Origin of the sequence: Glutamicibacter sp. B1, assembly GCF_039602135.1 — a bacterium.
Lineage (GTDB): Bacteria > Actinomycetota > Actinomycetes > Actinomycetales > Micrococcaceae > Glutamicibacter > Glutamicibacter ectropisis.
Map to the genome: position 1 here is coordinate 3,263,006 of NZ_CP125942.1, position 18,618 is coordinate 3,281,623.

Below are 18,618 nucleotides of genomic sequence, written 5' to 3' on the forward strand. Positions count from 1 at the left end.
TTAGATGGCTGGCAATAGCTCAGAAATCAGGGTCTCGATCCGGCTGCGAATTTCATCGCGGATCGGGCGCACCGCGTCAACGCCTTGGCCGGCCGGATCATCCAGCTTCCAGTCTTCGTAGCGCTTGCCGGGGAAGATCGGGCAGGTATCCCCACAGCCCATCGTGATCACGACATCTGATTCCTTGACCGCTTCGGTGGTGAGGATCTTCGGGGTTTCCGCCGACATGTCGATGCCTTCCTCGGCCATGGCCTGCTCGGCCGCGGGGTTGACGGAATCGACCGGGGCGGAGCCTGCCGAACGAACCTCGATCCGCCCCTCGGAAAGGTGCCAGAGGTAGGCAGCGGCCATTTGCGAGCGGCCGGCATTGTGGATGCAGACGAAAAGCACCGAGGGCTTGTTGCTATCAGTCATGATTTTGTTGTTCCTTAAACTGACGTGGTAGCGAGTTGAGTGGAGGGGAAGAATTTGCGTGACCACAGGGCCACGTAGACCAGGGCCACGAGGATCGGCACCTCAATCAGCGGGCCAACAACGCCAGCGAGGGCCTGGCCGCTGGTGGCGCCGAAGGTGGCGATGGCCACGGCGATGGCCAGTTCGAAGTTATTGCCAGCAGCGGTGAAGGCCAGTGTCGTGGTGCGGGGATAGCCGAGATTCAGCGCTCGCCCGATGAGCATGCCGGCGCCGAAGACAACCACGAAGTAGGTGAGCAGTGGGAGCGCCATGCGCAGCACATCCCAGGGATTGGAGATGATGCGATCTCCTTGCAAGGCGAAAAGCAGGACGATGGTGAACAACAAACCGTAAAGCGCCCATGGCCCGATTTTCGGCAGGAACTTTCCTTCGTACCATTCGCGCCCCTTGGCTTTTTTGCCCAGCGTGCGCGTCAAGAATCCAGCGACCAATGGGATGCCGAGGAACACCAGCACGGAAACGGTAATGGCTGCGATGGAGAATTCCGCACTGGTAGTTTCCAGCCCCAGCCAGGAGGGCAGCAATTGGAGGTAGAACCAGCCCAACGCACCAAAGGCGAGCACTTGGAAGACCGAGTTGATGGCCACCAGCACTGCGGCCGCCTCGCGGTCGCCGCAGGCCAGGTCATTCAAGATGAATACCATGGCGATGCAGCGGGCCAGGTCGACAATGATCAGTCCGGTGCGGTATTCGGGCAGATCAGCTAGGAAGATCCAGGCCAGCACGAACATGAAGGCCGGGGCCAGAATCCAGTTGATCACCAAGGAAGTGATCATCAGCTTCCTGTCGGCCAGCACGCGGCCGGTTTCGTTGTAGCGGACCTTGGCCAGCACCGGGTACATCATCACCAGCAGGCCGATGGCGATGGGCACCGAGATCCGGGCGACGGTGAAGCGGTCCAGTAGCTCGCCGAGCTGCGGGAAGATTCGTCCCATGCCCAGTCCGGCGGCCATGGCCAACAGGATCCAGAGGGCGAGATAGCGGTCCAGGAAAGACAGTTTCTGGGCCACAGGGGCAGTATCGGGCACAGGCGTGGCTGTCACTGACTTCATCACTCCAAAGATAGACATCGACGAACATCGATATCTTGAGTATGATGGAAAATATCGACGTTTGTGAATCTCTTAACTGAGCACCCCAGAGAGCGCGGGACATGGGCACGAAGACCTTGAGTGAACCTCCACAACCGGCCGAAAGCATCGACGCACCATGCTGCGTTCCGGCACATGGCGAGGGCATGCTGCAGCTGGAGGAAGCCGAACTGCTGGCCGCTCGCTTCAAGGCCTTGAGTGACCCCAATCGCCTGCGCATCCTCTCGATCGTTTCCTCGAATCAAGACGCTGAAACCTGCGTCTGCGACCTGCCTGGGCCCTTGGGGCTCAAGCAGCCGACCGTCTCCCACCACCTGAAAATCCTGGTGGATGCCGGGATCCTGCACCGTGAGAAGCGCGGCGTCTGGGCGTATTTTTCTGTCGTGCCAGGAGCACTGGAATCGCTGGGATCCACGCTGCTTCCCAAGGCCTAGCTTCCCGGCGGGCGCCGGAACGGCGCGGGCCAGGCCCCGTGGTGCCGCAGCATTCCACGGAGCCTGGCCTGGCCGCGGTGCACTCAGGAGAAATTGATGCCCCCGTCGATCAGCACCGTCTGCCCCGTCATGTGATCCGAATCCGGGCCGGCCAGGTAGGACACCAGCTTCGCCACGTCCTGCGGCTCGGACACCCGGCCAGCCAGGATGTTGTCCACCTGGGCCTGCAGGGCGCTGCCGCGCGGGGTCCCGTCCCGGGCGGTCAACCGCTCGTCGATCAGATCCCACATCGCGGTCCCCACCACTCCCGGGGCGTAGGAGTTGACCGTGATGCGGTGCTTGGCGAATTCCATCGCGGCGGCCTGCGTCAGCCCGCGCACTGCCCACTTCGTGGCGGAATAGGACGCCAGGACCGGGAAGGGGCGGAAGGCCACAATGGAGGCCGCGCCGATGATCTTCCCGGCCGTGCCCTGCTCGATGAAGCGCTTGGCCGCCAGCTGGTAGGAGTAGAAGACGCCCTTGATGTTCACATCCAGCATGCGGTCCAGCGCCTCGGGGGCCACATCGAGGATTTCATCAACCTGCGCGATGCCCGCATTGGCGACGAACACCGTCAGGTCCCCGAGCTCCCGGGTGCCTTCCTCGATCATCCGCTGCACGTCCTCGGGGTTCGACACATCCCCGGTGACCCCGACCGCGCGGCGCCCGCGCTCCTGGACGGCGGCGATGACCGCAGTGATATTCTCCTGAGCGTCGGGAACGTCGGCGACGATGATGTCCCGCCCGTCCTCGGCCAGGCGTTCGGCGATAGCCCTGCCGATTCCCCGTCCCGCTCCGGTGATGAGTGCGACTCCTGCGGTGGATCCTGCCATGGTGATTCCTCCTGGTAGCTGTTGCCCGGTCATCCCGATAGGCGGTGCGCCTGATCGAGTCTGCCCAGCTTGTCCCCGGCCCGGCCACCTGGCCTAGCCCCGTTCTCGCACAGCGAGAATGCCCGTTCCCGCGATGCGGCGCAGGGCACCGGGGCATTCTCACCAGCCGATAACGGCACTGGCGGCACTGTGACGCACGCTACAGACTCCTGTTAAGGCTTCGTGCCCCGATCCGGCCGGATCCGGGGCGGGAGGCCGAGCAGACCGTCTACTAATCGAGGTGACAACAATGGTGTTCCCCGCGAAATACTCATCCCTGAACGCCCTGGAACTTTCCGACGAGGCCCGGCAGATACTCACCCGGATCATCCGGGTGTCCTTTCCGCATGCCAGCTTCCCGGACGGCCCCTACGAGCGCATGAGCGAGAAGATCATCGAGGCTTCCGCGGAATCCAGCTGGTTCCGCATGGCCCTGGCCCAGGGGTTGATGACCCTGGATACGCTCAGCGACGAGCATTTCCTGGACCTTCCCGATGACCGGGCGCTGGCGGTGCTCAAGCGCATCGCGGATCTGGAATTCTTCGCCTTCATCCGCCGCACCGTGGTGCTCAACCTCTACGACGACCCGGAAGTGCAGCAGGCCCTGGGCTACGAGGGAGAGTCCTTCTCCAAGGGCGGCTACCTGCACCGCGGCTTCAACGATCTTCGCTGGCTGCCCGAGCCGCGCATCGAGGAAAGCGCCGAACCGGTCCCGGATCTGGGCCCGCTACCCTACACCGTCCAGGCCTATGCGCCGGCGGCCACCACCGCGCCCGTTCAGAACATCCTCGGCGATTCAGGAATCGTGCAGGAAGGAAGCACCCGATGAGCAACGAAGAACTCTCAGCAACCCACGACCAGGATGACGACTCGGTCGTCGTGGTCATCGGTTCCGGCGCCGGCGGAGGGACACTGGCCCACGAGCTGGTCACCAAGGGGGTCAAGGTAGTCCTGCTGGAGGCCGGCCCCTACCTGAAGAACGAGGATTACCACCAGGACGAGTGGGCCGCCTTCAACCAGATGGCCTGGCTCGATCCGCGCACCACCTCCGGGTCGTGGCGCATCGCCCGCGACTTCCCCAACCTGCCGGCCTGGATCGTCAAGGCGGTCGGCGGCACCACCACGCACTGGTCGGGGGCCACCCCGCGCTTCAAGGCGCATGAGTTCAAGGCCCGCAGCACCTACGGCCACATCGACGGGGCGAACCTGCTGGACTGGCCGCTGGGACTTCAGGACCTCGCGCCCTACTATGATCTCGCCGAGAAGAAGATGGGCAGCACCCACCGCCACGGTCGTCCGGCCCTGCCGGCGAACAACAACTACAAGGTGCTGGCCAACGGGGCCGACCGGGTGGGCTACCGGCACTACGCCACCGGCCCCTACGCCACGAATGCCGAACCCTATGACGGGCGGCCGGCCTCCATCCAGGACGGCTTCAATTTCCAGGGCGACAAGAACAAGTCCAAATGGTCCACGATGGTCTCGGAAATCCCGAAGTCCCTGCGCACCGGTTTGCTCGATCTGCGCCCCGAATCCCACGCGATCCAGGTCACGCATACCGCGGCCGGGCTCGTCGACGGGGTCATCTACATTGATGCCGACGGGAACGCGCAGCGGCAGAAGGCCCGCGTGGTGGCGGTGGCCGGGAACTCCATCGAGACCCCGCGCCTGCTGATGCTCTCGGCCTCGCCGCTCTTCCCCGACGGGCTGGCGAATTCCTCGGGGCAGCTGGGGCGCAACTACATGCGCCACACCACCGGCAGCGTGTATGCGAAGTTCGACCAGCCGGTGAACATGCACCGCGGCGAAACCATGGCTGGGCTGATCGCCGACGAATCCCGGCATGATCCCGAGCGCGGTTTCTGCGGCGGCTACTACATGGAAACGATCGCCCTGGGACCGGCCTTCCTGGCCAGCTTCGTGGAACCCGGCGGGTGGGGCCCGGGCTTCACCGCGCTGCTCGATGACTACCTGAACACCGCGGGGCTGTGGATCACCGGGGAGGACATGCCGCAGGAGGGCAACCGGATCACGCTGAACACCACGGTCACCGACCGCCTGGGGCTGCCGGTGCCGAACGTGCATTTTGACGACCACCCCAACGACGCGGCCATGCGCGCGCACGGCTACCAGCAGGGCTCGCTGCTCTTCGATGCGGTGGGGGCGCGCTCCACGCACCATACCCCGCCCTACCCCTCGACGCACAACCTGGGCACCGCCCGCATGAGCGAGCGGCCCGAGGACGGGGTGCTCAACTCGTTCGGGCAGGCCCATGATGTGCCGAACCTGTTCATCGCCGACGGTTCGCAATTCACCACCGGGGCCGCGGCGAACCCGACCCTGACCATCGTGGCGCTGGCCATCCGGCAGGCTCAGTACCTCATCGAGCAGATGGCACAGGGCCGGCTGTAGCCCCGTGCGGGGCAGCTGGCTACCCGGCGCCGCCGGCGTCGAGCAGCGAGGTGCCCCGCAGCGCGCGGCTGACCCTGGAGGCCACGTCGCGCAGCAGCAGCGCCACCTCAAGGTGGCGCTGCTGGAATTCGGCCGGATCCATGGACACGGCCACCGACCCGACGACCTGGCCGGCCGGGGTGGTCACCGGGGCGGCCAGGCACGAGGCCCCGCGGATGAACTCCTCGCGCTCGATGGCCAGGCCCTCGGCGCGCACCGCGGCCAGTTCCGTGGCGAAACGCTCCGGGTCGCAGATGGTCGCCGAAGTCATGGAGGGCATGCCGTGCTTCTCCAGATAGCCCTGGCGGCGCTCGGCCTCCATGGCCGCCAACAGCACCTTGCCGAAGGCCGTGGCGTGGGCCGCGTCATTGAAGCCGAAGCCCATCGGGGTGATGCGCGGGCGGTTCGGGGATTCGACCACATGGGCCACGACGATGTCCTCGCCGCGGTGCACCGCATAGTAGGCGGCCGCATCGGCCCGCTGATGCAATTCGCGGATGAGCCGGGCCACCGCCGGCGGGGTGCCGACCTGGCGGCGCAGCGAGGTATCCAGGGCATGCAGCTTGTAGCCCAGCGCGTACAGGCCCTCCTCGCGCAGGTGCACCACGTGCCCGGAGAGCGTCAGCGTCTTGAGCAGGCGGTAGACGGTGGGCAGGGGCATCGCCAGTTCGCTGGCGATCTCCTTCGCGGCCAGGCCCCGGCGGTGGGCCGCCACCACGTCGAGCAGGGCGAAGGCCTTCTGCACCGAGGCCAGGCCGGCAAGCGAATCGTTATATCCCATGCCACCATCTTGTCGAGGGGGACCGGCAGATTCAACCTGTGTCCTGCCCGTTGCGGGCCCCAGAGCCGTGTCAAGGGCGTCAGCCATGCTGCCGGGCTAGTCTATTTCCAGCTCGCCCATGCGGTCCCAGGCATCGCCCTCGATCTGCCGGCTGATGATCCGCGGGGTCTCCCGCAATGCCGGGGCCATGTCGAGCATCGCCTGCTTGAAGTGGGCGCTGTTCACGTGCGCCGCCGCGGAATCATCGGCGAACGCTTCCACCAGGACGTACTCGTCAGGGTCCTGCAGGCTGCGCGACCAGTCGAACCACAGGTTGCCCGGCTCGTTGCGCGTGGCCTCGGTGAACGGCCTGACCAGTTCCTCCCAGCCTTCCGCGGCCTCGGATTTCACATGGAATTTGACGACAATGAAGTACACGAGGGTATCCCTTCCACAGCATGTTCTCCCTGCGGCAGCAGGGCCTGGTGCCAGTCTCTCGTGGCGCACCGGGCCCCGCCAAGAAGCATTATCGGCAGGCGATAACGCCGACGCCGCGGCCGCTAGGTGCCCGCGGGCTCGTCCCTGATCTGGCCGACCAGCTCGGCGAGCAGGTCCTCCAGGGTCACCATGCCGTGCACCGCGCCCGTGGCGCGCTCGCGCACCAGGGCCAGGTGGGCTCCGCCCAGCTGCATTTCGCGCAACGCGGTGCGCACGCTCTGCTGCGGCTCGAAGGAGGGCAGCGCGCGGATAAGGCCGCGCGGCAGGGGTCTGGACCGTTCCGCCGCCTCGACGCCGAGCACGTCCTTGACGTGGACATAGCCCACCGGGGTGCGATCGGGCCGGAGCAGCGGGAACCTCGAGAAGCCACGGGCGGCCGCCGCCTCGATCTGCTCCGGGGTGCAGTGCTCGGGCAGCGTCTGGACGGCATCGAAGCTGATTGCCACCGATTCGATGCGCCGCGCATCGAAGTGCAGCGCGCCCATCAGCAGCTGCTCATCCTGGGCATCGAGGATGCCGCCTTCCCGGGATTCGGCCACCATGGACGAGACCTCATCACGGGTGAACGTGCTGGCCACCTCGTTCTTCGGCGCGACGCCGAAGATCCGCAGCACCAGATTGCCCATCGCATTCATCAGCCAGAGCAGCGGGCGCAGCAGGCGCACCACCAGGACCATGCTCGGTCCCAGGATCAGCGCCATGCGTTCCGGGCCGGCCAGGGCAATGTTCTTTGGCACCATTTCAGCGAGCACCACATGCAGGTAGGTCACCAGCACCAGCGCGATCGCATAGGACAGCGCGTCGATCAGGCCCGCGGGGACACCCAGGGCCTCGAAGGGACCGGCCACCGCGTACTTCACCAGCGGCTTGGTGACATAGCCCAGGGCCAGCGAGCAGACGGTGATGCCCAGCTGCGCACCGGCCATCACCAGGGAGACATTCTCGATGGCCCACAGCGTCGCCTTGGCGCTGCGGCTGCCGGCCACGGCCTTCGGCTCGATGATGCTTCGGCGTGCGGAGATCAGTGCGAATTCGGCGCCGACAAAATAGAAGTTCGCTGCGAGCAGCACTATCGTGGCAAGGATGCCCAGCAGATCGCTCATCGCGCCAGCTCCCCTTCATCAAGTTCGGATACGGCCACGTCAACAGTGGCGATGCGCTGCCCCTCGGTGGCGTGGATGCGGAAGACCAGCTGCTTGCGCGGCGCACCGGGCAGGCCCGGCACCACGAGGCTGATCTCGTCGCCAACTGCGCCGAAGGCACCGAGTTGCACAGTCAGCAAGCCGGCCAGCGTCTCGTAGTCCGGCCCCTCCGGGATCTGGCAGCCCAGCACTTCGCCGGCTTCATCCGGGCGCAGGGCCGCGTCCAGCCGCCAGCTGTTCGCGGAGAGCGGTTGCACCGGGGTTCCGGTGGCATCGTGCTCGTCGCGCACTTCCCCGACGATTTCCTCGACGAGGTCCTCCAGGGTCAGCATCCCGGCCACATCCCCGGTCTCGTCGATCAGCACCGCCAGCTGCAGCCCGTCGCCGCGCAGCTGGTCCATCAGCTCATCGAGCTCGATGGTGTCCGGGACCAGTCGGGCCCGCTGGGCGTAGCCGCCCACCGGGGTGTGCCGGCGCTGCTCATGGGGAACAGGCAGCAGGCTGCGGATATGGACCAGGCCGCTCACACGGTGTCCCGACCCGTCAACCAGCGGGAAGCGCGAATGCCCGGTGCGTGCGGCCAGCTGCAGCACCTCATGCACGGAGTGCTGCGCGCCGACGGTGACCATCCTGGCTCTAGGGGTCATCGCGTCCCGCCCGCGACGGTGCCCGAAGGCCACGGTCCGGCGCAGCATCTCGGCGGTTTCCGAGGGCAGCACCCCTTGGCGGGCGGAGTGCCCGGCGAGCGCGACCAGTTCCTCGGCGGAGCGGGCCGAGGCCAGCTCCTCCTGCGGCTCGATGCCGAAGCGGCGGATGATCCAGTTGGCGTTGCCGTTGAAGAAGACGAGGAAAGGCCTGGTCGCGGCGCTGAAGCCGCGCTGGAAACCCACCACGGCCTTGGCCGTTTCGAAGGGCTTGGCGATGGCCAGGTTCTTGGGGACCAGTTCGCCGAACACCATGGTCAGGACGGTGGCCAGCACCAAAGCCAGGGCTATGGAAACCGACCGGGCGGCAGCCTCGCCGAGCCCGGCCTGCTGCAGTGGTCCGGATAAGAGCGCCGCGATGGCCGGCTCGGCCAAGAAGCCGATGCCCAGGTTGGTCAGTGTGATGCCCAGCTGGGCTCCGGAGAGCTGGGTGGACAAGGTGCCCATGCCCTTGAGCACGCCGGCCGCACGGCGGTCGCCGCGTTGCGCGGCGTCTTTCACCTGGTTGCGGTTAACCGTGATCAGCGAGAATTCGGCCGCGACGAAGAGCGCGCAGCCCAGAATGAGGAGCAGCGCCAGGAGCAGCGAGAACCATTGCATTATCTACACCCCCCTGACCATCCGGTGCGCACGGGCATTCCTGCCGGGCAGAGGGTAAAACCTGTGAGATCTACTGTCGCCTGAAGCGTCCATCATTCCCTTCCGGCCGCAGTATCTTCCTGCGGCCATTGATGCTTCCTCCAAGTATTGCGCATTCCGGGCCAGCAATTGCTTGAACTGTACATTGTTTACCGGATTCAGCTGATCCGCACAGCCTATTCACAAGCAGCGGGTGCGGGGGCTACCGGAACACGTCCAGATAGGCCAGCGCATAGCCCACCCGATACTCCGAGGCGGGAGTGCTGGCCACCATTTGGCGGTCGGAGATGGCCAGTTCCACCGCATCGGTCACGATCCCGTCCACCGGCAGGCTGAGCAATTCACGGATGGTGGATTCATCATTAACTGTCCAGACATAGACATCCTGGCCTTGCTCGTGGGCCTGGTCCAAGAGCTCTGGACGAAAAGATGCCTGTTCCAACGTGTAGAAGTCGCAGTTCACTCGCGGCAGCTTGCCTACGCTCATGGCAACAGTCAGGCCAACGCGGAGCTCGGGACGCTCGCGCTTGATTTCATTCACTGCCGTCGGGCTCAACGAATGGTAGATGTTCTTGGTGGTTGTCCCCGTGGCATCAATATCTTCAAGGAAACGGTCCAGATACCCCTTGGATTCATGGCCCGTCACCTTGAGCTCGATCAGGACCGGGATCCCCAGCTCGTCAGCATGTTCCAGATACTCCTGCATGGTGGGAATGCGATCGGTGAACCCGCCTTCGCACACCGTCACATTTCGCACTTGTTCCAAGGTCATCTCATAGATGTTCTTGTTGACCCCGGACACCATGAGCAAGTTGGTGTCGTGGCTGGCAACAGAATGCCCGTCTTTGGTTTGCTGGAAATCTGCCTCAACATAATCCGCGTGGTGCTGGGCGGCCGCATCCAGTGCCCCGAGGGTATTCTCGACACCACTGGTCGAATAACCGCGGTGCGCGAGAATCTTGGTGTCTTCCGCACCGGAAACGGTTTGCCCCGAAGCCGGCATTGCATAGAAGCTCACCGCCACGGCGAGCCCGAAGGCCACCGTTCCCGCCGAAGCATGGGCAGCACGTGCCGGGACTGTTCGACGGTCATTGGCCCGGACTTCAAATTCCGATGTGAGACCGAGCCGATCCCGCGTCAAAGCAACCAGGATTTGGAGGGCAACAACTGTTGCGCCGCCAATAATCATGAAGCCCACTGTGTGGCCCAGCCCGATGCACACGCTGGCAATCAGGGCCGAGCTTCGTTCCGTCATCAGGCTGGTTGCAAGGTCCGAGATCCAGACCAGGGCTTCAACCAGCACCGAGGCGGACAATGCTGCCAGGCCCAGGGGCAGTCCAACCAGGGCCAGATACCTGAAGAAGTTCTTATGCGTTGCACGCAAGCTTCCGACCAGCGCCGGCAACGATTTCCTCTCTCCGACAACCATCATCGGCAAGGTCAGGACCAGGCGGAGATTCACCCAGAGAATGGAGCCGATCATCAATACGTAGATGGCAGTGCTGAGCGGAACCTTCAGATACTCGCGGGTGATGAACGGGGGAATTCCGACGCCTTGAATCAGCACCGAAGAAAGGCCCAGCCCGCCTAGCGGCAGCGCGAGGAAGAAATAGACCATCAGCAGCGGCGACGGATAGCTGAGCAGCCTGCCCAAACAGGTCAGGGTGTCGGCAAGCATCTCGCCGAGGTTTGGCGGTCGACCCGACTGCTGCCGATTGACCATCACAATCAGTGCGACAAATTGGAGGCTCACGGCGGCCAGAGCCAGAACGGCAATGGCCGCAAGCAACAGCACGGAAATGGGCTGGCTCAACAGCACGGTGTACGTCCGGTCGGTGACGTTCTCAAGGTGGCTGGTTTCAAGAGCCAGCCCGAAAAGATACCGAATGGCAGGCAAGACACCCAACCCGTTCACCAGCTGGATGACGCTGATCACCAGAAGATAGCGGAAAACGCGTGCGTGGCTCAGACGCCAGATACGGCCAAGGAACGCGGGGATTTCGGTGAACTTCGGGGCACCCCTGCTGGAATCACCTTGGATTTGAGCAGATTGATCGTGGCCGGTTGAACCAACACGCATTCCACTGCCCACTGCTGTAAATCCCGTTCCTGTGGTGCGAATTGCTAATAAAGACCAGTTGCCACTCTATCGCGGTGGCTCTCTGCCGGCTGTGGAGGAGGTCTCAAAAAGCCCGTCAAAATGCTGGAGATCGCCGAACAACAGCTTGGAGCCGGCATTCAGCCGAAGAGCCAAGGGGCGCAGTGATTCACCTACTCCTTAAACGCCGGAGTGGTGACATCGCACTTGACGCGTTCACCTGGGGCACCGGTTTTCGAGGCGATTTCCCTGACGCCGTCCAAGAGAACCCGGCAGGTCGCAGTTACGTCCTTATCTGGTGTCGCGGCGACCGAGGCATCCTTCTGGGCGGTGACCATGCTTTCTACGGACCATACCTTGTCCTTTTTCTTGCCTGTGGTTTCCGTTGTACTGACGGATTCTTCAGTCACTGGGGTGGAATCCTCGCCACGCTTTTCGGCTTCAAGGTAGGACACGTCTTTCAGGCTGTTGCTCGTGCCTCCGGTGACGGTGACTTCATAGGTCACGGACCAGGCATCAGAGGTGGCTTTGTCCCAGGATTCAACCGCACCGCATCCGGCCAGGCCCACTGCTAGCGCCAACATGGCGGTACTCGCCGACACCCGGGCAATGCTACGAGAGCTATCGGGAGAAGAAAAGCGGCTCATTAAAGTCCTTCAGGAAATGTTGTTCGGTATGCTCCACTTTCAACATTATTGCCCATAGTGCACTTGCGTCCTCGTGGCCAGGGGCGAGGTTTTGCTGCCGTCTTTCCAACCAAGGGTGGAGTTCCCTGACGCTCAACAAGGCGACTAGCCCTGGTTATAGCCGTTATCCATCATGTCGCGTTTCGGCGGGCCAATAACAACTGCCCACCGTCAGCGTTTCGGAACCACGTGGCGGAGGCCGACAGATTATTGGTGGTTTCGACGTCGAGCCCGCAGAGGAGGCAGAATACTGCTTAACATAGAAAGCCAATCACGGCAACCGTCATCCGTGATTGGCTTTCCTTCTTCTTGGCTGAACTAGCGCAGCACGACCGTGCGCGAACCATCGAGGAAGACGCGGTCCTCGCAGTGCCAGCGCACTGCGTCGGACAGGGCCTTGCACTCGGTATCGCGGCCGGCCGCTACCAAATGCTCCGGCTCGTAGCTGTGGTCCACTTCCTGGACCCGCTGGGTGATGATCGGACCCTCGTCCAGCTCGCTGTTCACGTAGTGCGCGGTGGCACCCACAGTTTTCACGCCGCGTTCGAAGGCCTGGTGGTAAGGCTTCGCACCCTTGAACGAGGGCAGGAACGAGTGGTGGATGTTGATGGCGCGTCCGCTGAGCTTGCGGGTCAGGTCATCGGAGAGGATCTGCATGTACCGGGCCAGCACCACCAGATCCACGTCGAAGCGGTCCACCAATTCCATCAGTTTGTCCTCGGCCTCAGGCTTGGTCGCCGCGGTGACTGGTACGTGGAAGAACGGGATGCCGTTCCACTCGACCTGCTGGCGGTGATCCGGGTGGTTGGAGACCACTGCGGCGATTTCGACTGGGAGCTCACCGATCCGCGAGCGGAACAGCAGATCGTGCAGGCAGTGGCCGAACTTGGAGACCATGATCAGTACGCGCTTCTTCTGTCCGGCTGGCCGCAAGCCCCAGCTGGCCTGGTGCTCATCCGCCAGGTCCTTGAGGCTGGATTCAAGCTCGGCGATATCCAGTGCGTTGCCTTCGCTGGAAGAGATCTCGAATTCGATGCGCAGGAAGTAGGTGCCGGAGCGCTGGTCATCATGCTGCTTGAGTTCCCGGATATTGCCATGATGGGTCAACAGCAGGCCGGTGACCGCATGTACGATGCCTGGGCGTTCGGCACAGGTGAAGGTCAGGACGTATTTATTGTTCGGTTCGGTCATCGTGCCGCTCCTTGCGTTCGCCGAGTTAGCGTTAGCTTCGCCATGGCTCGTGGTGATAGTTGAGAACTGATGTGGTGAAGTGGTGTGGTTTTTACAGTGCGAACCGATGCTGAGAGATTTCTTGCTTCACAACCGGTTGCATCCGGCCCACCCCTGAGGATTTTCGACTGCGCTCTGGTCGAAATTCCTAACCGAAAGACTGATATATCAATAGCTGATCACAATACTATGTGTCCCCCAGCACAGCGTCAACAGAATTTCCTTCGCGATTTTTAACTTCTTTCCATCCCCGGACTTTCAGCGCAAACTGAAGCAACGAGAAGCTGGAATCGAAAGAAAAATCCATCAAAGCGCCATGAAGCGATAACCTTTGACTATTGCAAAAGAGTTTTTGAACAGTGAAGAAAGCGGGCTTTCGGTGACGATGGAATTCTCAAGCACCATTACAGAGCAGGGATCAATGGCTGACCGCGCCTATGCGGCGCTCCGTGACCGCTTGATGCTCCTTGAGATCGCACCGACTCATCCCATTCATGAACCTCAGTTGGCTGAAGAGCTAGGCGTCGGACGCACTCCGATGCGCGAAGCACTTAAGCGCTTGGAAACTGATCACCTCGTGGTCTCCTATCCTCGCCGCGGAACTTTCGCCACAGCAGTGGACTTCCATGAGCTGAACTATATTTCTGAGATGCGTCAGGTACTTGAGCCCTTAGCTGCCCGCAATGCAGCCGCCAATAAAGACCCAGAAATCAGGGCACAACTCACCAGCTGCCTGGAACGTATCGATGCCCTGGATCCTCAGTTGGATCAGCGCTCGCTACTCTTACTCGATATTCACACCCACCGGTTGATCTACAAAGCTGCCGCCAATAAGCACTTGGAAGAAACCCTAGTGCGCTTGGATAACTTGGTGACCCGCATCTGGTGCCTGGTGATTGACCAGATGCCACCGATTGCCGAACACATCAAAGAGCACTCGGCCTTGCTACGTGCCATCTTGGACGCCGATGGCGAGTTGGCGGCACAGCTGGTCACCGATCACGTCACGCACTTTGAGCAGGCACTGCGTAGCGCCCCATAACCCACAGGTCACAGGGCGCTAGGCACAGTTTCTATTACTTTCCGGCACCTTCCGGTTCTAGATCTGTATCTAGATCTGTGTTCGTCTCCAGATCCGGCTTGCCCTTGGCAACCGGTGATGACTCTGCGGGTGGCAAGATCACCGGATCATCGCCATTGACCTGAACAATCGGCTGTTCGGAAGTCATCAAGGAGAAGTGCTCTCCGGCATGGCGATCAATTCCCTCATCGACCGCCTGCTCCAGGACCTCTTGGGCTACCTTTCCACGCAGAACCAGCGGGTCTCGGCTCAGGTCCTTCCAAATGGCTACGCAAAGCAGCAACATCACCAGCACAAAGGGCAGGGCCGAGACGATAGTGATGTTCTTCAGCCCGTTCAGGGCTTCGGCAGGATGATCACCGCCAGCCAGTAGCATCACCGCGGCGACGGCACCTACCGATACACCCCAGAAGATCACGGACTTTTTGGTCGGTTCTTCGGCGCCTCGTTCGCTCAAAGCTCCCATCACGATGGAGGCAGAATCGGCGCCGGTAACAAAGAAGATGGCGATCAATACGACGGTGAGCACCATCAGACCGGTGGAGATCCAGCCTGGGAGCTTCAACGCCTCCAGCAGGCTAAAGAGCACAGAGTCAAAGTTGATATCTGGTGCGCCATCCACCATTCTGGTCAGCGCTTGACCCATATCGCCTGCGCGTTCGGCACGCTCCTGAATACCGATGGCGCCGCCACCGAAGATGGCGAACCACAACAGGGTGACTGCTGATGGAACGAGCAGAACACCGGTAACGAACTGACGGATGGTGCGACCACGCGAAATGCGTGCAATAAACAGACCCACAAATGGGGTCCATGAAACCCACCAAGCCCAGTAGAAGATGGTCCACGAGGACAACCAGCTGGCAGTATCGCTGTCTCCAGAGGAGGCAGTGCGTGATGCCATCTGCGGCAGGTCAGCGATGAAGGATCCCACTGCGTTGGGAATAACGTTCAGGATGAACAATGTCGGTCCACCAATGAAAACCACCAAGGCCAGTGCCACTGCCAACACCATGTTGATGTTGGATAGCCATTGAATTCCTCGCTCAATACCGGAGACGGCTGAGGCAACAAACATTGCGGTGAGAATGGCAATGATCAATACCAAGACACCGGATCCTACCGATGACATGATGCCGGCGGACTGAATACCACCGCCAATTTGCAGTGCACCCAAACCCAGTGAACAGGCTGAACCGAAAAGCGTTGCCAGGATGGCCAAGATGTTGATGGTTTTTCCGCCCCAGCCGTTCACCGCACGGTGTCCAAAGATGGAAGAGAACATGGAGGAGAAAAGTTGTGGCCGTCCCAGACGGAAGCTGCCGTAGGCCATTCCGAGTCCAACGATGGCGTACATCGCCCACGGGAACAGGGTCCAGTGGAAGAGGGTGGTGCCCATGGCGGTTCCCACGGCGGCCGAGGTTTGTCCGCCAACGGTTTCTGGTGGTGGAACCATGTAGAAGTACAGTGGTTCACCAACCCCATAGAACACCAGACCGATGCCCATGCCGGTAGCAAACATCATGGAGATCCATGAGACGGTGCTGAATTGTGGTTTCTCGCCGTCTTTGCCCAGTGGAATACGGCCGAAACTTCGGGCGGCCACCACAAGAACAAAGATGGTGAACACCGTGGCTGCAATAACAAATACCCAGCCGGTGTTGGTGATGACCCAGTCGAGTGCGGTTGAGGCGGCACTTCCCAAACCTTCCGGTGAGGCAAAGCCCCACACGATAAAAGCGAGGGTCAAGATTCCAGCGATGCCAAACACCCAATAGTCGGTGCCGCTGGAGAGATATCTTCGTGGTTTACGTTTTCGTGCTGAATGTAGTTCGCTAACGAGGTCTTTAACAGATTGCTCGGTGCTCTTCATTGTTTGTCCTTCAATGAGGGAAGGCACAACGCCGGTTGGGTGTGGTCCTCGACGAATGGCCTACGGGGAAATCACGAAGAAAATCGTGATGTAGGGAATCGGGAAGGAGCTGTGGCCCTCACCCGGGCATGACATGGCAGGCAACCGGCTCCATTGACGGGCATACCGCGATAACTGCGGGGCTCAGGCATCAGTGTCATGGCCCCGCAGTTACGGCAGGCTTAATTGGCGCGTACTCAGGCGCCGATCAGACCGTGTGGGTCTAGTACAAACTTCTGGGCTGCGCCCTCATCAAACGCGGCGTAACCCTGTGGTGCATCCTTGAGTGAAATGGCGGTGGCATTCACGTTCTTGGCAATCGAAACCTTGTCGGAGAGGATGGCCTGCATGAGCCCACGGTGGTACTTCATGACCGGGCACTGACCGGTGACAAAGGTGTGTGACTTGGCGAAACCGAGGCCGAAGCGCATGGACAGTGACCCGACTTTAGCTGCTTCGTCACTAGCTCCTGGGTCCCCGGTGACATAGAGTCCTGGGATGCCCAAGCTACCGCCGGCGCGGGTGATTTCCATCAGTGAATTCAGCACGGTGGCCGGTTGCTCTTTGCCGGCGTCATGACCGTGACCGCGAGCTTCGAAGCCCACGGCGTCAATGCCGCAATCCACTTCGGGAACCCCGAGAATCTGCTCAATCTGCTCGGCTGGATCCCCCTTGGAGACGTCAACGGTTTCGCAACCGAAGCTACGTGCCTGAGCCAGTCGATCCGCATTCAAATCGCCAACGATAACCGTGGCTGCACCCAGCAACTGGGCCGAAGTTGCTGCCGCCAAGCCTACGGGACCTGCACCTGCCACGTAGACGGTGGAACCTACGGTGACACCGGCGCCGATGGCACCGTGGTAGCCGGTAGGGAAGATATCCGAGAGCATGGTCAGGTCAAGAATTTTTTCCAAAGCCTGGTCGCGGTCCGGGAACTTCAGGGCATTCCAGTCCGCGTACGGGACCAGCACGTACTCCGCCTGACCGCCGACCCAGCCGCCCATGTCCACGTAACCATAGGCTGAGCCCGGACGATCTGGGTTCACATTCAGGCAGATGCCGGTCTGCCCGGTCTTACAGTTTCGGCAGCGTCCACAGGAGATGTTGAAAGGTACCGAAACGACGTCACCGACCTTCAGGAATTCAACGTCACGACCAACTTCGACTACCTCGCCGGTGATTTCGTGTCCGAGTACCAGACCTTCCGGTGCGGTGGTTCGACCGCGCACCATGTGCTGGTCAGAGCCACAAATGTTGGTGGCGATGGTCTTGAGAATGACCCCGTGATGCACCTTGCGTCCGATGTTGGCCGGGTGAACCCCCGGTCCGTCTTTTAGTTCAAATTCCGGGTAGGGGGTGTCGATCAATTCGACTTTACCCGCTCCTGCATAACTGACTGCCAAGTTTCCCATGCCAGACCTTTCGCATGAAATATTAGTTGGATACTAATCGGATGTAGGAAAGTCTGCTCATGAGTGTGACGTATGTCAATACCCCATGATGAAAATTGCTTGGAGGCTTGGCAGTGAGCAAACTCGGGCTTAGTCCAGCTCCTCAGCGGCCCGCTGCGCAATAATTCCCTTGGCGGTCTCCTGCAAAATTTCCAAAGATTCCTTGATCATCGGAGAGCTCAAAGAGCCCTTGCGAACCACCGCAACGATACGACGTGAGGGCCGAGCGACCCCGGTGATACGTCGTCGCACCACGTTCTCCGCATGCGCCAAGGTAGCCAGCCGAGGCAAGAGTCCCACGCCCAGTCCGGCGCCGATGAAAGCAATCATGGTCTCCCACTCCACCGCCTCGTGCGCGATATGTGGGGTGACACCCAGCGAGGTGAAGGCGGCAACAAAAAGTGCCCGGTACACCGACTGTTCGGATTCGGTGATCCACGGGTCATCGGCCAACTGATCCAGGGACACCGACTTGCTCATGGCCAGCGGATGATCCGCAGGCAGTACCACGTCCAACGGATCATCAAGCAGCACCGTCTGCTCAAAGCGAGCCTGCACCAAGGATCCGGTTTGCGATTGGCTCGCCACGATCACCGCAAGGTCAATGCGCTCGGAAAGCAAAAGATCCAGGCAGCGTTGCGGCTGAGCTTCCACCAGTCGCACTTCCATCTCTGGCCGCGTGGCACGCAACTTCGCGGCCAGCGGGGCGAGCAGTTCAGCGGCCGCGGTGGAGAATCCACCGAGGCCAAAGCTGGCTTGGAGTTGCCCCGAAGCGTTCCGCGAGGATGCCATCAGCAGCTCCCACTGCGTCACAATCGCGTCCAAGCCCGCCACAAAATGTCGGCCGGTGGCACTCAGGCGCACCCCGCGCCCTTCCTTGACCAGTAGCTCCATACCCAGCCCACGTTGCAGCTCGCGCAGCTGAGCCGAAACGGCGGAGGGGGAATATCCGGTCAATTCCGCGGTGCGCGCCACATTACCGGTGGAAGAGAAAACCCTGAGGGTGCTCAAGCGAGGATCAATCATGCACTCATTGTGCACGATTTCATTCAAAAT

The 18,618-nt window shown here is 61.6% G+C and carries 17 protein-coding genes; 4 read left to right on the forward strand and 13 right to left on the reverse strand.

What is annotated here, in order from left to right; all coding sequences use genetic code 11:
* Both QMQ05_RS15315 and arsB read right to left on the reverse strand, forming a co-directional pair.
* Complete coding sequence (locus QMQ05_RS15315) at nucleotides 1-414, reverse strand: arsenate reductase ArsC (protein WP_345471413.1); 414 nt, start codon at nucleotides 412-414, stop codon at nucleotides 1-3.
* 14 nt (nucleotides 415-428) lie between these two features.
* Complete coding sequence (arsB, locus tag QMQ05_RS15320) at nucleotides 429-1,526, reverse strand: ACR3 family arsenite efflux transporter (protein ID WP_345471415.1); 1,098 nt, start codon at nucleotides 1,524-1,526, stop codon at nucleotides 429-431.
* Between the two features lie 101 nt (nucleotides 1,527-1,627).
* On the opposite strand from arsB, the gene QMQ05_RS15325 reads away from it, so the two are divergent.
* The gene (locus QMQ05_RS15325; RefSeq protein ID WP_434063156.1) at nucleotides 1,628-1,999 is read left to right on the forward strand and encodes an ArsR/SmtB family transcription factor; all 372 of its coding nucleotides are present in this window, start codon (nucleotides 1,628-1,630) and stop codon (nucleotides 1,997-1,999) included.
* 83 nt (nucleotides 2,000-2,082) lie between these two features.
* Here QMQ05_RS15325 and QMQ05_RS15330 read toward each other — a convergent pair whose 3' ends face one another.
* Complete coding sequence (locus QMQ05_RS15330; protein ID WP_345471417.1) at nucleotides 2,083-2,871, reverse strand: SDR family NAD(P)-dependent oxidoreductase; 789 nt, start codon at nucleotides 2,869-2,871, stop codon at nucleotides 2,083-2,085.
* Nucleotides 2,872-3,160: 289 nt separating this feature from the next.
* Between QMQ05_RS15330 and QMQ05_RS15335 the strand changes: the two genes are divergently transcribed.
* Nucleotides 3,161-3,739: a hypothetical protein gene (locus QMQ05_RS15335; protein ID WP_345471419.1), complete on the forward strand. Its 579-nt coding sequence runs from the start codon at nucleotides 3,161-3,163 to the stop codon at nucleotides 3,737-3,739.
* A complete protein-coding gene (locus tag QMQ05_RS15340) occupies nucleotides 3,736-5,322 on the forward strand; it encodes a GMC family oxidoreductase (RefSeq protein WP_345471421.1) in 1,587 nt (528 codons plus the stop codon). The genes QMQ05_RS15335 and QMQ05_RS15340 overlap by 4 nt, the downstream gene beginning before the upstream one ends.
* Nucleotides 5,323-5,341: 19 nt before the next feature.
* Here QMQ05_RS15340 and QMQ05_RS15345 read toward each other — a convergent pair whose 3' ends face one another.
* The 7 genes from QMQ05_RS15345 to purU all read right to left on the reverse strand — a co-directional run bounded on the left by QMQ05_RS15345 (nucleotide 5,342) and on the right by purU (nucleotide 13,079).
* A complete protein-coding gene (locus QMQ05_RS15345) occupies nucleotides 5,342-6,142 on the reverse strand; it encodes an IclR family transcriptional regulator (RefSeq protein WP_345471423.1) in 801 nt (266 codons plus the stop codon).
* Nucleotides 6,143-6,238: 96 nt separating this feature from the next.
* Nucleotides 6,239-6,559 (reverse strand): putative quinol monooxygenase, encoded by a 321-nt coding sequence (locus tag QMQ05_RS15350; protein ID WP_345471425.1) that lies wholly within the window; start codon nucleotides 6,557-6,559, stop codon nucleotides 6,239-6,241.
* A gap of 122 nt (nucleotides 6,560-6,681) precedes the next feature.
* The gene (locus tag QMQ05_RS15355; RefSeq protein ID WP_345471427.1) at nucleotides 6,682-7,722 is read right to left on the reverse strand and encodes a hemolysin family protein; all 1,041 of its coding nucleotides are present in this window, start codon (nucleotides 7,720-7,722) and stop codon (nucleotides 6,682-6,684) included.
* Complete coding sequence (locus QMQ05_RS15360; RefSeq protein ID WP_345471429.1) at nucleotides 7,719-9,065, reverse strand: hemolysin family protein; 1,347 nt, start codon at nucleotides 9,063-9,065, stop codon at nucleotides 7,719-7,721. Before QMQ05_RS15360 ends, QMQ05_RS15355 begins: the two co-directional genes overlap by 4 nt.
* Before the next feature lie 241 nt (nucleotides 9,066-9,306).
* Nucleotides 9,307-11,184: a glycerophosphodiester phosphodiesterase gene (locus QMQ05_RS15365; protein ID WP_345471431.1), complete on the reverse strand. Its 1,878-nt coding sequence runs from the start codon at nucleotides 11,182-11,184 to the stop codon at nucleotides 9,307-9,309.
* Nucleotides 11,185-11,375: 191 nt separating this feature from the next.
* On the reverse strand, nucleotides 11,376-11,849 hold the full coding sequence (locus QMQ05_RS15370; protein WP_345471433.1) for a hypothetical protein: 474 nt from the start codon (nucleotides 11,847-11,849) through the stop codon (nucleotides 11,376-11,378).
* 357 nt (nucleotides 11,850-12,206) lie between these two features.
* Nucleotides 12,207-13,079, reverse strand: coding sequence for a formyltetrahydrofolate deformylase (purU, locus tag QMQ05_RS15375; RefSeq protein WP_345471435.1), 873 nt, complete (start codon nucleotides 13,077-13,079; stop codon nucleotides 12,207-12,209).
* Between the two features lie 424 nt (nucleotides 13,080-13,503).
* Here purU and QMQ05_RS15380 point away from each other — a divergent pair, with 424 nt between their 5' ends.
* A complete protein-coding gene (locus tag QMQ05_RS15380) occupies nucleotides 13,504-14,160 on the forward strand; it encodes a GntR family transcriptional regulator (protein WP_345474782.1) in 657 nt (218 codons plus the stop codon).
* 34 nt (nucleotides 14,161-14,194) lie between these two features.
* On the opposite strand, the gene QMQ05_RS15385 is transcribed toward QMQ05_RS15380, so the two are convergent.
* The 3 genes from QMQ05_RS15385 to QMQ05_RS15395 all read right to left on the reverse strand — a co-directional run bounded on the left by QMQ05_RS15385 (nucleotide 14,195) and on the right by QMQ05_RS15395 (nucleotide 18,588).
* Complete coding sequence (locus tag QMQ05_RS15385) at nucleotides 14,195-16,072, reverse strand: BCCT family transporter (protein WP_345471437.1); 1,878 nt, start codon at nucleotides 16,070-16,072, stop codon at nucleotides 14,195-14,197.
* A 236-nt stretch (nucleotides 16,073-16,308) separates the two neighbouring features.
* Nucleotides 16,309-17,523 carry a formaldehyde dehydrogenase, glutathione-independent gene (gene fdhA, locus QMQ05_RS15390; protein ID WP_345471439.1) on the reverse strand — a complete coding sequence of 405 codons (1,215 nt, stop codon included), beginning with the start codon at nucleotides 17,521-17,523 and terminating at the stop codon, nucleotides 16,309-16,311.
* A 129-nt stretch (nucleotides 17,524-17,652) separates the two neighbouring features.
* Nucleotides 17,653-18,588, reverse strand: a complete 936-nt coding sequence (locus QMQ05_RS15395) for a LysR family transcriptional regulator (RefSeq protein WP_345471441.1) — start codon at nucleotides 18,586-18,588, stop codon at nucleotides 17,653-17,655.
* Between the last annotated feature and the right edge of the window lie 30 nt (nucleotides 18,589-18,618).

What these genes read in the sequence shown, in the direction of transcription:
- QMQ05_RS15315 (WP_345471413.1), bottom strand. Translation starts at nt 414, where the DNA reads ATGACTGATAGCAACAAGCCCTCGGTGCTTTTCGTCTGCATCCACAAT.
- arsB (WP_345471415.1), bottom strand. Translation starts at nt 1,526, where the DNA reads ATGAAGTCAGTGACAGCCACGCCTGTGCCCGATACTGCCCCTGTGGCC.
- QMQ05_RS15325 (WP_434063156.1), top strand. Translation starts at nt 1,628, where the DNA reads ATGGGCACGAAGACCTTGAGTGAACCTCCACAACCGGCCGAAAGCATC.
- QMQ05_RS15330 (WP_345471417.1), bottom strand. Translation starts at nt 2,871, where the DNA reads ATGGCAGGATCCACCGCAGGAGTCGCACTCATCACCGGAGCGGGACGG.
- QMQ05_RS15335 (WP_345471419.1), top strand. Translation starts at nt 3,161, where the DNA reads ATGGTGTTCCCCGCGAAATACTCATCCCTGAACGCCCTGGAACTTTCC.
- QMQ05_RS15340 (WP_345471421.1), top strand. Translation starts at nt 3,736, where the DNA reads ATGAGCAACGAAGAACTCTCAGCAACCCACGACCAGGATGACGACTCG.
- QMQ05_RS15345 (WP_345471423.1), bottom strand. Translation starts at nt 6,142, where the DNA reads ATGGGATATAACGATTCGCTTGCCGGCCTGGCCTCGGTGCAGAAGGCC.
- QMQ05_RS15355 (WP_345471427.1), bottom strand. Translation starts at nt 7,722, where the DNA reads ATGAGCGATCTGCTGGGCATCCTTGCCACGATAGTGCTGCTCGCAGCG.
- QMQ05_RS15360 (WP_345471429.1), bottom strand. Translation starts at nt 9,065, where the DNA reads ATGCAATGGTTCTCGCTGCTCCTGGCGCTGCTCCTCATTCTGGGCTGC.
- QMQ05_RS15365 (WP_345471431.1), bottom strand. Translation starts at nt 11,184, where the DNA reads ATGCGTGTTGGTTCAACCGGCCACGATCAATCTGCTCAAATCCAAGGT.
- QMQ05_RS15370 (WP_345471433.1), bottom strand. Translation starts at nt 11,849, where the DNA reads ATGAGCCGCTTTTCTTCTCCCGATAGCTCTCGTAGCATTGCCCGGGTG.
- purU (WP_345471435.1), bottom strand. Translation starts at nt 13,079, where the DNA reads ATGACCGAACCGAACAATAAATACGTCCTGACCTTCACCTGTGCCGAA.
- QMQ05_RS15380 (WP_345474782.1), top strand. Translation starts at nt 13,504, where the DNA reads ATGGAATTCTCAAGCACCATTACAGAGCAGGGATCAATGGCTGACCGC.
- QMQ05_RS15385 (WP_345471437.1), bottom strand. Translation starts at nt 16,072, where the DNA reads ATGAAGAGCACCGAGCAATCTGTTAAAGACCTCGTTAGCGAACTACAT.
- fdhA (WP_345471439.1), bottom strand. Translation starts at nt 17,523, where the DNA reads ATGGGAAACTTGGCAGTCAGTTATGCAGGAGCGGGTAAAGTCGAATTG.
- QMQ05_RS15395 (WP_345471441.1), bottom strand. Translation starts at nt 18,588, where the DNA reads ATGATTGATCCTCGCTTGAGCACCCTCAGGGTTTTCTCTTCCACCGGT.